Here is a 14,033-nt window from a genome sequence, read left to right on the forward strand (position 1 = left end):
GCGACTCACCGGTTGGCAAGTCCCGTGTCGTCGTCCGGGGGCTGCTCGGAGGTGGCGGAGGTGGGGGTGGCCGGGTCGGATCCGCCCACGCGCATGGCCTGGTCCGCGAGCTCGAGACCGGTGGCCGCGAAGGCGTTGAAGGCCATGTCCGCGCCCGCCTCCAGTGCGTCGTGGACCCCGTCCTCGTAGCGGTCGGCGGTGGCGATGATGCCCTGGAATCCCTGGATCCGCAGGGCTCTGACGGCGTGCGCGCAGTGGCTGGGGAGGGCGACCACGATCACGCGCACCTTCTCCCGTCCAGAGAGCCGGACGAAGAACGTCTCGTCGCTGCCGTCGGCCTCGACCACGCGCATCCCCTGCCCCCGCAACCGTTCGATCCTCGCCAGGTCGCTGTCGATGCCGACGACGTCGAGACCGTAGGCGTCGGTCAGCTGGGCATAGGCATTGCGTCCCACCCGGCCGAGCCCGATGACCACGGCCTCGGCGCCGCTGATGTCGGCGGGGCGGTCCTCGGGATGCAGGCGGGTCGGGTCCTGATAGGGCATCCGTGCGGCGAGTCGCTCGAGCAGACCTTGGCCCAGGCCGTTGAACAGGGCGGAGACGACGAACCCGAGCGACAGCGCGAGGGACAGCACCACGAGCCAGTCGGGATGCACCAACCCCGCCTCGGCACCGACGTCGGCGACGATGAGGCCGAACTCCGAGAACTGGGCCAGACCGAACCCCACGAGCCACGCCGTGCGGTGCCGCACCCGCATCGCCCACAGCACCATCGCGTAGACCAGCGCCTCCAGTGGGAGCAGGAGCAACAGGGCCACGGCGACGGCGGCCTGGCCCGGTGTGGGGAGGCCGCCCGCCATCCCGATGGAGAGGAAGAACCCGACGAGCAGCAGCTCCTTGACGTGGAACAACGCCCGCGACAGCTCGGTCGCCGACGGGTGGGAGGCGAGGAGGACCCCGATGATGAGAGCGCCGAGATCGCCCTTGAGGCCGACGAGTTCGAAGAGCAGGTACCCCGGCACGATGGCCATGAGGATGCCGAACATCGACTGCATCTCGCCGTGGCCGAGCCGCCCCCACACGGCGCGGAAGAACCGCGCGGCCGGCCACAGCAGCACCAGCGCGAAGGCCCACGGGCTGGGCAGATGCCCGGTGGTGGCGGTCAGGAACGCCACCGCGATGACGTCCTGCACGATGAGCACGCCGACCGCGATACGGCCGTAGAACGCGTGCGAATCTCCGCGCTCCTCGAGGAGTTTGATGACGAACACCGTGCTGGAGAACGCCAATCCGAGGGCGACGACGCCAAGCGTGCGGAGGTCGGCGCCGGCGGCCGGGCCGAGCCCGATGACGGCGAGCATCGACAGCAGACCCAGGCCGGCGGCGACGTTGACGACGAGAGTGACGCCCGTGGTGAGCCAGACCTCCTTGCCCAGCAGGCTGCGCACGTCGAGCTTGAGGCCGATGGCGAACAGCAGGAGGGTGACGCCGAGGTCGGCCACCGTGTCGATCAGGGGGACGTGGTGGTAGCCCAGGGCGTTGAGGACGAACCCCGCGGCGAGGAACCCCACCAGGGGCGGAAGCCGCAACAGGGAGGCGCCGAACCCGAGCACGAACGTGACCGTGAGGATGGTTGCGGCGACCTCCACCCCGGTCTCCTTCACGGTCGACCCCGCCCGACCGGCGGATCACCCGAGGATATCCGCGCGACCCACCGGGATGTGTGGATCCCTCTCGCGGCGCGTCCGGCTACGGCGGAGGCCCACCGTCGGGCACCGCGGTCGCCGGAACGACGGGTGCACCCAGGGGTGTCTCCTCACCGGCCCTCGACTCCGCGAGTCGGCGGGCGCTGCGGCGGATGAGGCGCTCCAGGACGACGGCGCCCCGGACGGCCAGCGTCGGCGTCGCTCGCACGAAGGCGTCGATGATCCGGGCGTCCGCGCCGATGAGCACGCGGGGCCTTCCGGCCGCCACGCCGTCCAGGATCGTGGTCGCAGCGTCCTCGGGCTCGGTCAGCAGGATGTGGTCGTTGTAGAACGCCGTTCGCGCCTCGTCCTCGACACCGATGACCTCGCCGGCGAGCCGCGCCTTCTCGAGCCGCGACGTGGCGATGTCGGTCTTGACACCCCCGGGGTGCACGACGGTGACGGCGACCGGGTGTCCGTCGGTGAGCATCTCGGCGCGGACGGTCTCGGTGAAGCCGCGGACGCCGAACTTGGCGGTGACGTACGGCCCCAGGCCGGGTTGGGCGAGGACTCCGTTGAGGCTGGAGATGTTGACGAGTACCCCTGCGCCGGAGGCGATGAGGTGGGGGAGGAACTCCTTGGTGCCGTGGATGACACCCCAGAGGTTGACCGCGAGCGAGCGTTCGAGGTCGTCGTAGTCGCCGTCCAGGACGTAACGGCCACCCGATCCGATGCCGGCGTTGTTGTAGAGCTGGTCGACGACGCCGAAGTGCGCGACGGTCTCCCGGGCCCAGGCCGCCACCGCCGCCCGCTCGGACACGTCGACGACCGAGGTGAGCACCCGGGCGCCGAGCTCCGCGGCGCGGACGCGGGTGGTCTCCAGGCCGTCGGCGTCGACGTCGCAGAGCGCGAGATCGGCTCCGCGGCGCGCGAGTTCGAGTGCCAACGCGCGCCCGATGCCGGAGCCGGCGCCTGTCACGGCGGCGACGACGGGCCTGGTCCGGGCGCGGCGCTCACCCGCCGGGTCGTCGGTGTCGCCCACCGGGAGCCCCTGGGCGTGATCGGCGATGAGGGTGGTGAGGCGCGTCGTGAGTCCCGGCGCGATGTGGTGGCGCATGCCCGGGATGGTCACGTGGCGGGAGCCGGCGATGAGATCGGCGGTGGCCCGGCCTCCGGAGGGATGGACCATGAGGTCGGCGTCGCCGTGGATCACGAGGGTGGGAGCGGTGATCCGGCGGACCTGGACGGTGCGGTCACCCGAGCGCCTGATCGCGTCGATCTGCCGTGAGGTCCCGGCGTACCGGGCGCGGCCACCGGCGCGGTTCCAGACCTCGGCGGCCCAGGTGCGTTCGACCTGTTCGTCGAAGGGGAACTCCTCGAGCCGATGTGGCGCATCGTGCGCACATGGCGCTCGACGGCCTCCTCCTGCGTCGACGGCGCCGGCACCGCGAGTCGCAGCATCGCCGAGCGCGCGATGCCTCCGACCCCGGAGGCGCCCGTCGTCGAGAAGATCGAGGTGAGGGTAGCGACCCGCTCGGGGTGGGTGGCGGCCACGATCTGCGCGATCATCCCGCCCATCGACATGCCCACGAGGTGCGCCCGGTCCACGCGCAGGTGGTCGAGCAGCGCGACGACGTCTGCGGCCATGTCGCCCAGGTCGTACCCGCCGGACACCGGCCGTCCCGCCACCTGCCGCCACACCCGGGACCGGGGAGCTCGGTCATGAACGTCGAACGACCCGCGTCACGGTTGTCCGGTCGGATGACACGGAACCCTCGGGTGACGAGGGCGTCGACGAACTCCGGACTCCACGAGAGGAGGTCGAGACCGAGACCGGCGAGGAGCACCAGTGGTGCGCCGTTCTCGTCACCGTCGACGCGATAGCAGATCCGCACACCGGCGTGGTCGCAGAACAGGTCGGGCATGGGGCCTCCGAAGGGCGGGATCGATCGAAGTTCGTCGGCGGCCGTCGGACGCGGCGCCGCCGTGTGGAGAGGGGAGGGACGGCGTCAGTCGCCGACGGCCTCCAGACCGCGGCGCACGATCTCCGGGTCCGGGGCGTAGACGACGCTCGTGTCCTTGCCCTCGTAGTCGAACTGGTTCAGGAAGTGGCGCATCGCGTTGATGCGGGCGCGCTTCTTGTCGTTGCTCTTGATCGTGGTCCAGGGCGCGATCTCGGTGTCCGTGCGACGGAACACCTCTTCCTTGGCGTCGGTGTACGCCTCCCACTTGTCGATCGACTCGAGGTCCATGGGCGAGAGCTTCCATCGGCGCACCGGGTCGATCTGGCGGATGGCGAACCGGGTGCGCTGCTCCTGCGCCGTCACCGAGAACCAGAACTTGGTCAACGACGTGCCCGCGTCGATGAGCATCTGCTCGAACACCGGCGCCTGCGTCATGAACAGTTCGTACTCGTCGTCGCTGCAGAAACCCATGACGCGCTCGACACCGGCGCGGTTGTACCAGGAGCGGTCGAACAGCACCATCTCGCCGGCCGTGGGCAGATGCTGGACGTACCGCTGGAAGTACCACTGGCCCTGTTCGGTGGTCGTCGGCTTGTTGAGGGCGACGACCCGCGCGGCGCGGGGGTTGAGGTGCTCGGTGAACCGCTTGATGGTGCCACCCTTGCCGGCGGCGTCGCGGCCCTCGAAGAGGATGACGTGGCGGCCATCGACGTCCTGCGTCCAGTACTGGAACTTCAGCAGCTCGACCTGCAGCAGGTACTTCTCCGCGTCGTACTGTTCGCGCGTCATGCGCTCGTCGTAGGGGTAGCTCTCGCGCCAGGTGTCGACGGCGCTGCCACCGGGGTCGATGAGGTCGGGATCGGAGCCGTGGTGGTCGCTGCGAACCGTGTACCCCTCCTCGCGCATCCGGTCGATGTGCTCGCGCAGGCTCATCTGCATCGTCGGGGTGTCCTCTCAGGTCGGATCCGTCCGGGTGGCCGCCACATGACGGCCCACGGCCCGGTCATCGTGCGGGCGGCGGGTGAACACCATTCGACTCCAGGATGAACCGTTCTGCGACCCACAGCCCCTCGACGGCCCTCGCCGATGTGCACCGGGCCGAGTGGGCCGGGGCGACTCCGGTGGTGCCGTGACGGTTACGGTGAGCACGTCATGACCGAGAACCACGCACCCCGCCGCATCGTCCTCGTGCACGCACATCCGGACGACGAGACGCTCGCCACCGGCGTCACCATCGCCCACCACGTGCTCGCCGGTGACGAGGTCACCGTGATCACCTGCACCCTCGGTGACGAGGGTGAGGTCATCCCACCCGAACTCGCCCACCTCGGCCCTGAGGCCGAGGACCGGCTGGGCCCCTACCGGCGGGGGAGTTGTGGGCGGCGTTGCACCGCGCCGGTGCCCGGGGCGTCGTCCTCGCGGACGAGGAGACCGAGCTGCCCGGCGAGGGAGCCGGCTTCTTCCGCGACTCCGGCATGGCGGGAACTCCCGCGAACGACCGCGAGGGCGCGCTCGCCTACGTCGACCTCGACGAGGTCGTCACGCGCCTGACCGCCGCCCTGGAGGCGGTGGACCCCGACATCGTCGTCACCTACGACGCCACTGGCGGCTACGGGCACCCCGATCACATCCGCGTGCACGACGCGACCGTGGCCGCCACGGCCCGCCTCAGCCGCACACCGGCGCTCTACACGGTCGTCACCCCGCGCTCGTGGGTGACACGCGACCGCCGGTGGGTCCTCGAGAACGTCCGCGGGGACCGCTGGAGCACACCGGCACTCGATGACGAACTCATGCCGTCGGTCGTCGACGACGAAGCCGTGACGCACGTCGTCCAGGGCAGCCCCACCGCGCTGACCCGGCGCGACGCCGCACTCCGGGAGCACCGCACACAGGTCGTCGTCCACGACGGCTGGTTCACCCTCAGCAACGACGTCGCGACGCGGTTGCCCAGCGCCGACGCCTTCGTGCGCGTCCAGCCGGGAACGGGTGAGCCGATGCCGGGGCGGGGGGAGCCGGGAGGTCTGGACGGTGCGTCGGGCGACGGAGAGGGGACCCGGTGACGCCGGCGAACAGCGCCCCCGACGGCGACGATCTGCGGGCGGTGATGACCGAGTTCGCCACGGGTGTCGCGGTGGCGACGACACGCCACGACGGCGTCGACCACGCGGTCACGGTGAACTCCCTGACGTCGGTCTCGCTCGACCCGCCGATGGTGCTCCTCTGCCTGGGCACGACGTCGCGCTTCGCGCTCGCGGTGCAGGCCGCGGGTGTGTGGGGTGTCGCGATCCTGCGCGCGGAGGACGGGGAGACCGCGCGGCGTCTGGCCGTGCGGGGTCCGCGCCCCGGCCCGGTGTTGGAGGGCATCCCGCATCACCGCGGATCCACGGGCGTCCCGCTCCCCGACGGCTCGCTCGCCCGGCTCGAATGTGCCACGCGGCAGATCCACGAGGCGGGGGACCATCTCATCGTCGTCGGTGAGGTCGTGTCGACCTCGACCGGACCTGCCTCACGCGCGAACGGCGACGCGTCCGCCATCATCGACAGCGTTGGGCCACTCGTGAACTGGCGGGGGGCTTCGGAACCTTCGGGTGAGACGAGGGAGGCGGGGGCGATGGGCGGGCGGGCAAGCGGTGTGCTCATGCTCATGGCCTCGCTCACGGTCCTGCTGGCCCTGTATGTCGGGATCGCCCTGTTCGTCGGGCGCCAACTGCCCGCCCGCGCCGAGGTCGCGGGCGTGAACGTCGGAGGCCTCGGCACGCAGGAGGCCGAACAGCGTCTGGCCCGGCGGGTGGAGGAGCTCGAGACGACGCCGGTGACGCTCGTCATGGACGGCACGCGCAAGACCCTGGTGCCGTCGGAGTCCGGCCTCCACGTCGACGTGTCCCGCACGTTGCAGGGGGCGACGGGGTTCTCCCTCGACCCGCGCGAGGTGTGGAACCGGCTGGCCGGTGGTGGGGAGTACCCGCTCGTCGGGCGCGTGGAGACGGGGCGCCTGTCCGACATCGTCCGGGAGGTGGCCACCGACGTCGACCGCCCGCTCGTCGAGGGCGCGATCAGCTTTCAGGGTGCCCAGGTGGACGTCGTGCGGAGCGCCGCCGGCCGGACGGTGGACGTGGCCGGCACCGTCTCGGGGATCGAGGACCGCTGGCCGCAGCAGCGTGAGTTCGAGGCCGTGATCGACACCCAGGCTCCGGCCGTGTCACCGCAGGAGATGGATCGGCTCGTCGAAGAGGTCGCCGACCGCGCCGTCGCCGCGCCGCTCGTCCTCCTCGCCGGGGATCGGCGCATCAGCGTCCCCGTCGCCGAGTTCGCCCCCGCTCTGCGCATGAACCCCGCGGGCTCGACCCTCACCCTCGCGCTGGACGAGGAGGCCTTCGCCCCGGTGGTCGACAAGGCCCTGGCCCGCGTGCTGACCGAGCCCGTCGACGCCGGCCTGCGGGTCGTGGGGGACCGGGTGGAGGTCACACCCGCCCGGGAGGGCCTGCGGGTCCGCATGGACCTCACCGCCGAGAACGCGGCCTCCGTGCTCACACGCACAGAACGCCGTGAGGCGGCCGTGGCGATCAGCCGGGCGCAACCCCGGCTCACCACCGAGACGGTGCAGGCGTGGAAGGTCGGCCGGCGTGTGGCCACGGTCGAGATCGGCGGGCTGCCCCCGGCGGCGGCCGCCAACGCCCGGCGCGCGCTCGAGGCGCTCGACGGCACGGTCGTCCCGCCCGGCACCCGGTTCTCCCTCGCCGACCACCTCGGACCCCGGACGGAGGCCGCCGGGTACGTCGCCGCACCGACCGGTGGTGAACCGGCCCATGCGCTCGCCGGTGGTGTCGACCACGTCGCCTCCGCGCTGTACGAGGCGGCCTTCCGCGGCGGCTTGACGATCGAGGGCCGCGTCTCACCCGCCGTCCACCTGGCCCGCACCACCGACGGTCTCGACGCGGCCCTGACCGGCGCCGACCTCGCCCTCACCACCACCGCGGGTCAGGCGGTCCTCGTCTCCACGACGTCGACGCCCCGGGGCGGGAGCATCGCCCTCTGGGCGGCGCGTCCCTCGGGCGTCGCCGTCGAGATCGGCGAACGACGCGACGTCGTGCCACCCGGGCCGGCGGTCACCGAGGCGTCACCGGACTGCGTCGCCGACCCGGGGGAGGCCGGGTTCCGGGTCACCGTGACCCGCACCGTTCCGCAGGAGGGCGGCGAGGACAGGCGGGAGAGCCACGAGGTGGGGTACCGTCCGCGGCAACCGCACACGTGCCTCCCGCAGGTCGGCGCACCGACGGGGTGAGCGCGGTGAGATCGTGGCCGGGCCGCTTGGGCGGCGTCCGGGCGCGAGAGGCATACTGGTGCAACCCACGACCCCCGACGGAGGACCCCTGCAATGACGTACGTGATCGCCCTGCCCTGCGTCGACCTCAAGGACAAGGCCTGCATCGAGGAGTGCCCGGTCGACTGCATCTACGAGGGTGAGCGTTCGCTCTACATCCACCCCGACGAGTGCGTCGACTGCGGTGCGTGTGAGCCGGTGTGCCCGGTCGAGGCCATCTACTACGAGGACGACGTGCCCTCGGAGTGGGCCGAGTACTACAAGGCGAACGTCGAGTTCTTCGACGACCTCGGCAGCCCGGGCGGCGCCGCCAAGATGGGCCTCATCAACAAGGACCACCCGATCATCGCCGCCCTGCCCCCGCAGAGCCACGACGAGTGAGCCTGACGCTTCCCGACTTCCCGTGGGACACGCTCGCGGCCGCCAAGGCGCGCGCCGTCGAGCATCCCGGGGGGATCGTCGACCTCTCGGTGGGGACCCCGGTCGACCCCACGCCCACCCTCATCCGTGAGGCGCTGGCCGGGGCCTCCGACGCGCACGGTTACCCGCAGACCTGGGGGACGCCCGACCTGCGCGAGGCCGTCTCGGCCTGGTTCGAGCGTCGTCGCGGCGTACCGGGACTCGACCCCGACGGGGTCATGCCGACCATCGGCAGCAAGGAACTCGTGGCCTGGCTGCCCACCCTGCTCGGGCTGCGCGGCCGGCCGGTCGCCTTTCCCGCGGTCGCCTACCCGACCTACGACGTCGGCGCCCGCATCGCCGGCGCGACACCCGTCCCGTTCGAAGGACTCGCCGAACTCGGCCCCATGACCGAGGCCACACGGCCCGGACTGATCTGGATCAACAGCCCCAGCAACCCCACGGGCAAGGTCCTGGGCATCCCGCACCTGCGCAAGGTCGTCGACTGGGCCCGCGCCAACGGCGCGATCGTCGCCAGTGACGAGTGCTACGCCGAGATCGACTGGCGCGATCCCGCCGAACGCCTCGACCAGGCGGGCGGGTCCGGACACACCGGCGTCCCCAGCCTGCTCGACCCGCGCGTCTGCGACGGCGACCACACCGGGCTGCTCGTCTGTTACTCGCTGTCCAAGCAGAGCAACCTCGCGGGCTACCGGGCGGCGTTCGTCGCCGGCGACCCCGCGCTCGTGTCGCAACTGCTCGAGGTGCGCAAGCACGCCGGGATGATGATGCCCTGGCCCGTGCAGCGCGCGATGCTCGCCGCTCTGCGCGACGACACCCATGTGGCGGCCCAGGTCGAGATCTACCGCAGGCGACGCGAGACGCTCCTGCCCGCGATCAAGGCCGCAGGCGGACGCGTCGACGACTCCCGGGCCGGCCTGTACCTCTGGACGACCTTCGGCAAGAACGCCCTGACCACCGTCGACGCACTCGCCGAACGAGGGATCCTCGTCGCCCCGGGCACCTTCTACGGACCCCGCAGCGCCGAACACGTCCGCATCGCCCTCACCGCCCCCGACGAACGCATCGAAGCCGGCGCCGCACGCCTGCGCGAACGACCGCTCTGAGTCAGACCCCCCACGGGGGCTCCGCCCCCGTGTGCCCCCGGAACTGCTCGGACGCGGCTACCGCCGCGGCGTTCCTCTGTTCCGCCCGTTCAAGCTCGCTCCGCTCGCGAACGGGCGGGCCTCGCTCTCGCTCGGCGTCCCGATTGCCTGCCCTTCTCAGGAGCTGAAGGAGATGCGGACCTCGTTCGGGCCCGCGTCCGTGTCGTGGGAAAGCCACTGCGACGACGTGCGGGACAAGCCCCGGGACCAGCGCTTCGAGCCGACCGACACGCTGCCCACGCCCGTCCGGTCGGCATGCGCGACCGCCCAATGGGCCACCGTCCACGCCAGCTCGGGGGAGCTGAGCACCGCGACCAGACCCTCACCCGTGACCGCCGGAGAGACCCCCACCTGCTCCTTGATGTCGGCGGCCACCTGCGACGCCGTCATCGACGTCGAGGCATCGTCGAGGCGACACGTGAGCGCCGCCGGACTCTGACCCGTCAGCGCACCCGCCAGGAGGTCGGCCAGAGGTTCGTGCTGCGCGTACGCGTCCGGGAAGCCACTGCGTTGCACGTCCTGCGCCACCTCGGTGAGCGGTCGATCGAGATACCCGCGCACCCGCACCAGCCGCTCGTAGAACGCCTCGGTCGCATACACGGTGTCCTGGAGTTGCGCCGGAGTTCCCCAGCCCTGGCTGGGCCGCTGCTGGAACAAGCCGAGCGAATCACGGTCGCCGTGGTCGAGATTGCGCAGCTTGGACTCCTGCATGGCCGTGGCCAACGCGATCGTCACCGCACGGCGCGGCAGGCCCTCCCGGACCCCGATCGCGGCGACCGTGGCCGCGTTGCGGGTCTGTTCTGGCGTGTACGTCACCGACTCGCCACCGGCCTCGACCCGACACGTCCGCGGCGAGAGTCGGGGCACGAGGTAGGAGCCCACACCGTAGGTACCGAGGATGAGCGCCACGACCATGAGGATCGAGGTGACGATGCACCCGAACCGCCGGCGTCGACGCCGCTCCTCCCGCGAGGAATCAGTTGGCATGCAGCTCCGAGTTGAGAGTGATGCCGTGGCCGTCACGGGCCAGCGCGCGGACGGCGCCCGAGACGGAGTCGCGGATGAACAGCAGGTTGTCCTGCCCGGACAACTCGGCGGCCTTGACCACCCGGTCACCCTCGAGGGTGACCTTGGTGCCGGCCGTGACGTAGAGGCCCGCCTCGACGACGCAGTCGTCACCGAGGGCGATGCCGATGCCCGCCTCGGCCCCCAGCAGGCACCGCTTGCCAATGCGGATGCGCGCGGTGCCGCCGCCGGACAGGGTGCCCATCGTGGAGGCGCCGCCGCCGATGTCGGACCCGTCGTCGACGACGACGCCCTGGCTGATCCGCCCCTCGACCATCGAATGGCCCAGCGTTCCGGCGTTGAAGTTGACGAAGCCCTCGTGCATGACCGTCGTGCCCTCGGCGAGGTGGGCACCCAACCTGACCCGGTCGGCGTCGCCGATGCGCACGCCGGAGGGGATGACGTAGTCGGTCATGCGCGGGAACTTGTCGACACCGAACACCTGGACCGGTCCCGCGGCACGCAGCCGCGCCCGCGTGGCCTCGAATCCCTCGACCGCGCAGGGGCCGTGGTTGGTCCACACGACGGTGGTGAGCGTGCCGAACAGGCCGTCGAGGTTGATCGAGTTGGGCTCCACGAGCCGGTGGGAGAGCAGGTGGAGACGCAGGTAGGCGTCCGGCGCCGACGACGGTGCCGCATCGAGGGCGATCTCGACCAGGGCGACGCTCGTGCTCACCCCGCGACGCGGATCGGAGGTCGCGAGGGCGGTGAGGTCGGCCGGCTCGTCGGCCCCGGCGGGCGCGGCGCCCAACTGCGGCGAGGGATACCACGTGTCGAGCACCGTGCCCTGATCGGTCGTGGTGGTCAGTCCCCAGCCCCAGGCAGCACGCGAAGTCATGGCGCCACCTTAACGGCGGCCACCGACAGCCTCGGGGAGCCCGCGCGGGCGGTGGGTTCGGACAGGGCCGTGAACGGTTGTCGGAGGGAGGTTCTACGGTGGCTTGCATGACGGACGTGACACGCCTCGACCTCGGTTCCGACATCGTCGACCTCACGGCGGCGATCTGCGACATCCACTCGGTGAGCGGCGACGAGGCCGAGCTGGCCGACGCCGTCGAGGCGGCCCTGGCGGGGGCGGCGCATCTGGCGACGATCCGTGACGGCAACACCGTCATCGCGCGCACCGACCTCGGTCGCGACGAGCGGGTGGTGCTGGCCGGGCATCTCGACACCGTGCCGCTCACCGATCCGCCCAACCTGCCCACGCGCGTGGAGTCGGGGCCCGAGGGCCCGGAGTTGTGGGGCCGGGGGACCGTCGACATGAAGGGCGGGGTGGCCGTGCAACTGCGCCTCGCGCACCTGCTCGAGGCGCCGAACCGCGACATCACCTTCGTCTTCTACGACTGCGAGGAGGTGGAGGCCGAGCGCAACAGCCTCACCCGCATCGGTTCCACCCGGCCGGAGCTGCTCGAGGGCGACTTCGCGGTGCTGCTCGAACCCACGCGTGCCCTCGTCGAGGGCGGGTGCAAAGGCACCCTGCGCGCCGAGGTCACCACCCGTGGCGTGGCCGCCCACTCCGGTCGACCCTGGATGGGCGAGAACGCGATCCACGCCGCCGCTCCCATCCTCACCCGCCTCGCCGAGTACACCCCGCGCGAGGTCGACGTCGACGGGTTGCTCTACCGCGAGGGCATGTCCGCGGTCGGCATCGAGGGCGGTATCGCCACCAACGTCATCCCCGACTCCTGCACCGTCTCCGTCAACTACCGCTTCGCCCCCGACATCGACGAGGCGGCAGCGGAGGCCCACGTGCGTGAGCTCTTCGACGGCTTCGAGGTCACGATCACCGACAGCGCAGGCGGCGCGAGGCCGGGGCTCGACCGCCCGGCGGCTCTCGCCTTCGTCGAGGCGATCGGTGGTGAGGTGTCGGCCAAGCAGGGCTGGACCGACGTCGCCCGCTTCTCCGCCCTCGGGGTCCCGGCCGTCAACTTCGGCCCCGGCGACCCGCTGTTGGCCCACAAGGACGACGAGCGGTGCCCGCTGGACCAGCTCCGGGCCGCCGAACAGGCCCTCCTGCGCTGGCTCGGAGGCGAGTCCACCGCGCACGCGGCGCCCCCCGAGTGATCGAGAGGGTCTATTCAGGCGAGCGCTGGGGTGATAGCCACACTCTATCTGGCGCATCCGGAAAAACGATCGACCCAGACTGTCATTCCAGCCAGTCTTGATATAGGTTCTATATCGAGCGCGGGGGTCGACCGCCCCCACGAAGCTCACCACACGACACGAGGAGCGCAACACATGTCCTTGATGAACACGGAGATCCTCCCCTTCTCGACGACCGCCTACAAGCAGGGCGAATTCGTCGACGTCAGCGACGCCGACGTCCGCGGCAAGTGGGCCATCTTCTTCTTCTACCCGGCCGACTTCACCTTCGTCTGCCCCACCGAACTCGGAGACCTGGCCGACTACTACGCCGACCTCCAGAAGCTCGGCGTCGAGGTCTTCTCCGTCTCCACCGACACCCACTTCGTCCACGCCGCGTGGCACAACTCCTCCGACACCATCGGCAAGATCGACTACTACATGCTCGGCGACGCCAACGGAGTCATCACCAACAACTTCCAGAACATGCGCCCCGGCGCCGGCCTCGCCGACCGCGCCACCTTCCTCGTCGACCCCGACGGCATCATCCAGTACATCGAGACCACCTGCGAAGGCGTCGGCCGCTCCGCCACCGAACTCATGCGCAAGGTCAAGGCCGCCATGTACGTCCGCGAGCACCCGGGCGAGGTCTGCCCCGCCAAGTGGGAAGAGGGCGAGAACACCCTCAAGCCCGGACTGGACCTGGTGGGCAAGATTTAATCGCCGCGTGCGCGGACACCGCTGCGCGGGGCTTGAACTGCCCTGACGCCGCTTCGCGGACACCGCTGCGCGGGGCTTGAACTGCCCTGACGCCGCTTTCGCGGCGGCGTTCTGGATTACCAGAAATAGGCTCCTTCGTCGCATTTCTGGTGCCGATGGTGAATCACGGGGCTTCGCCCGGTGATTCACCATCGGCGGCCCCGCTCCCCGTCCTTGGGGCCTGCTCCGCGGGGAGTCGGCCGAACCGATACGCCCTCACCAGGGAGGGGCCCTCCTGATCTCTTCCCGGTCGTAGCGCGACTGTTGCGCTCCCGGCTCTCACTCGTCATCCCTCGGTCTTCCCCGAAAGGACACCTCCGTGCTCGACGCCGACCTCACCGCCCAGTTGAAGACCTACCTCGAGATGGTTCGCGAGCCCATCGAGCTCGTCGCCACCCTCGACGACAGCGCCAAGAGCACCGAGATGTCCGAGATGCTCGACGACATCGCCGCACAGTCCGACAAGGTCAGCGTCCGCACCGACGGCACGTCCGAACGCACCCCCTCCTTCGGCATCGCACGCGTCGGCGAGACCCCCGCGTCACCTTCGCCGGACTTCCCCTCGGCCACGAGTTCACCTCCCTCGTCC

12 protein-coding genes and 1 pseudogene are annotated in these 14,033 nt (G+C 71.0%); 7 read left to right on the forward strand and 6 right to left on the reverse strand.

All coding sequences use genetic code 11. The features are described from left to right. Positions 1-5: 5 nt before the first annotated feature. From QQK49_RS04300 to ppk2, 4 genes are all read right to left on the reverse strand, one after another. The gene (locus tag QQK49_RS04300) at positions 6-1,649 is read right to left on the reverse strand and encodes a cation:proton antiporter family protein (protein ID WP_284302866.1); all 1,644 of its coding nucleotides are present in this window, start codon (positions 1,647-1,649) and stop codon (positions 6-8) included. 100 nt (positions 1,650-1,749) lie between these two features. Next, positions 1,750-2,898: an SDR family NAD(P)-dependent oxidoreductase gene (locus QQK49_RS04305; protein ID WP_284302867.1), complete on the reverse strand. Its 1,149-nt coding sequence runs from the start codon at positions 2,896-2,898 to the stop codon at positions 1,750-1,752. Next, positions 2,895-3,359, reverse strand: coding sequence for an alpha/beta fold hydrolase (locus tag QQK49_RS04310; protein ID WP_284302868.1), 465 nt, complete (start codon positions 3,357-3,359; stop codon positions 2,895-2,897). The genes QQK49_RS04305 and QQK49_RS04310 overlap by 4 nt, the downstream gene beginning before the upstream one ends. Before the next feature lie 335 nt (positions 3,360-3,694). Further along, positions 3,695-4,588 (reverse strand): polyphosphate kinase 2, encoded by an 894-nt coding sequence (ppk2, locus tag QQK49_RS04315; protein WP_284302869.1) that lies wholly within the window; start codon positions 4,586-4,588, stop codon positions 3,695-3,697. 213 nt (positions 4,589-4,801) lie between these two features. Between ppk2 and QQK49_RS22580 the strand changes: the two are divergent. The 5 genes and pseudogenes from QQK49_RS22580 to dapC form a co-directional block, all read left to right on the forward strand. Further along, a pseudogene (locus QQK49_RS22580) lies at positions 4,802-4,915 on the forward strand (hypothetical protein); the annotation flags it as partial. A gap of 119 nt (positions 4,916-5,034) precedes the next feature. Next, entirely contained in the window at positions 5,035-5,712 is a 678-nt protein-coding gene (locus QQK49_RS04325; RefSeq protein WP_284302870.1) for a PIG-L family deacetylase, read from the forward strand. Then, complete coding sequence (locus tag QQK49_RS04330) at positions 5,709-7,934, forward strand: flavin reductase (RefSeq protein ID WP_284302871.1); 2,226 nt, start codon at positions 5,709-5,711, stop codon at positions 7,932-7,934. Before QQK49_RS04325 ends, QQK49_RS04330 begins: the two co-directional genes overlap by 4 nt. A 93-nt stretch (positions 7,935-8,027) precedes the next feature. After that, on the forward strand, positions 8,028-8,354 hold the full coding sequence (gene fdxA, locus QQK49_RS04335) for a ferredoxin (RefSeq protein WP_284302872.1): 327 nt from the start codon (positions 8,028-8,030) through the stop codon (positions 8,352-8,354). Next, on the forward strand, positions 8,351-9,499 hold the full coding sequence (gene dapC, locus QQK49_RS04340) for a succinyldiaminopimelate transaminase (RefSeq protein ID WP_284302873.1): 1,149 nt from the start codon (positions 8,351-8,353) through the stop codon (positions 9,497-9,499). Before fdxA ends, dapC begins: the two co-directional genes overlap by 4 nt. 156 nt (positions 9,500-9,655) lie before the next feature. On the opposite strand, the gene QQK49_RS04345 is transcribed toward dapC, so the two are convergent. Together QQK49_RS04345 and dapD are read right to left on the reverse strand one after the other, a co-directional pair. Further along, a complete protein-coding gene (locus QQK49_RS04345; protein WP_284302874.1) occupies positions 9,656-10,525 on the reverse strand; it encodes a hypothetical protein in 870 nt (289 codons plus the stop codon). Next, on the reverse strand, positions 10,515-11,441 hold the full coding sequence (gene dapD, locus QQK49_RS04350; protein ID WP_284302875.1) for a 2,3,4,5-tetrahydropyridine-2,6-dicarboxylate N-succinyltransferase: 927 nt from the start codon (positions 11,439-11,441) through the stop codon (positions 10,515-10,517). The genes QQK49_RS04345 and dapD overlap by 11 nt, the downstream gene beginning before the upstream one ends. A 107-nt stretch (positions 11,442-11,548) precedes the next feature. On the opposite strand from dapD, the gene dapE reads away from it, so the two are divergent. Continuing rightward, a complete protein-coding gene (dapE, locus tag QQK49_RS04355) occupies positions 11,549-12,667 on the forward strand; it encodes a succinyl-diaminopimelate desuccinylase (protein ID WP_284302876.1) in 1,119 nt (372 codons plus the stop codon). Positions 12,668-12,841: 174 nt separating this feature from the next. Further along, entirely contained in the window at positions 12,842-13,405 is a 564-nt protein-coding gene (ahpC, locus tag QQK49_RS04360; RefSeq protein ID WP_284302877.1) for an alkyl hydroperoxide reductase subunit C, read from the forward strand. Positions 13,406-14,033 lie beyond the last annotated feature (628 nt).

This window comes from Mobilicoccus caccae (assembly GCF_030161635.1).
Taxonomy (GTDB): Bacteria; Actinomycetota; Actinomycetes; order Actinomycetales; family Dermatophilaceae; genus Mobilicoccus; species Mobilicoccus caccae.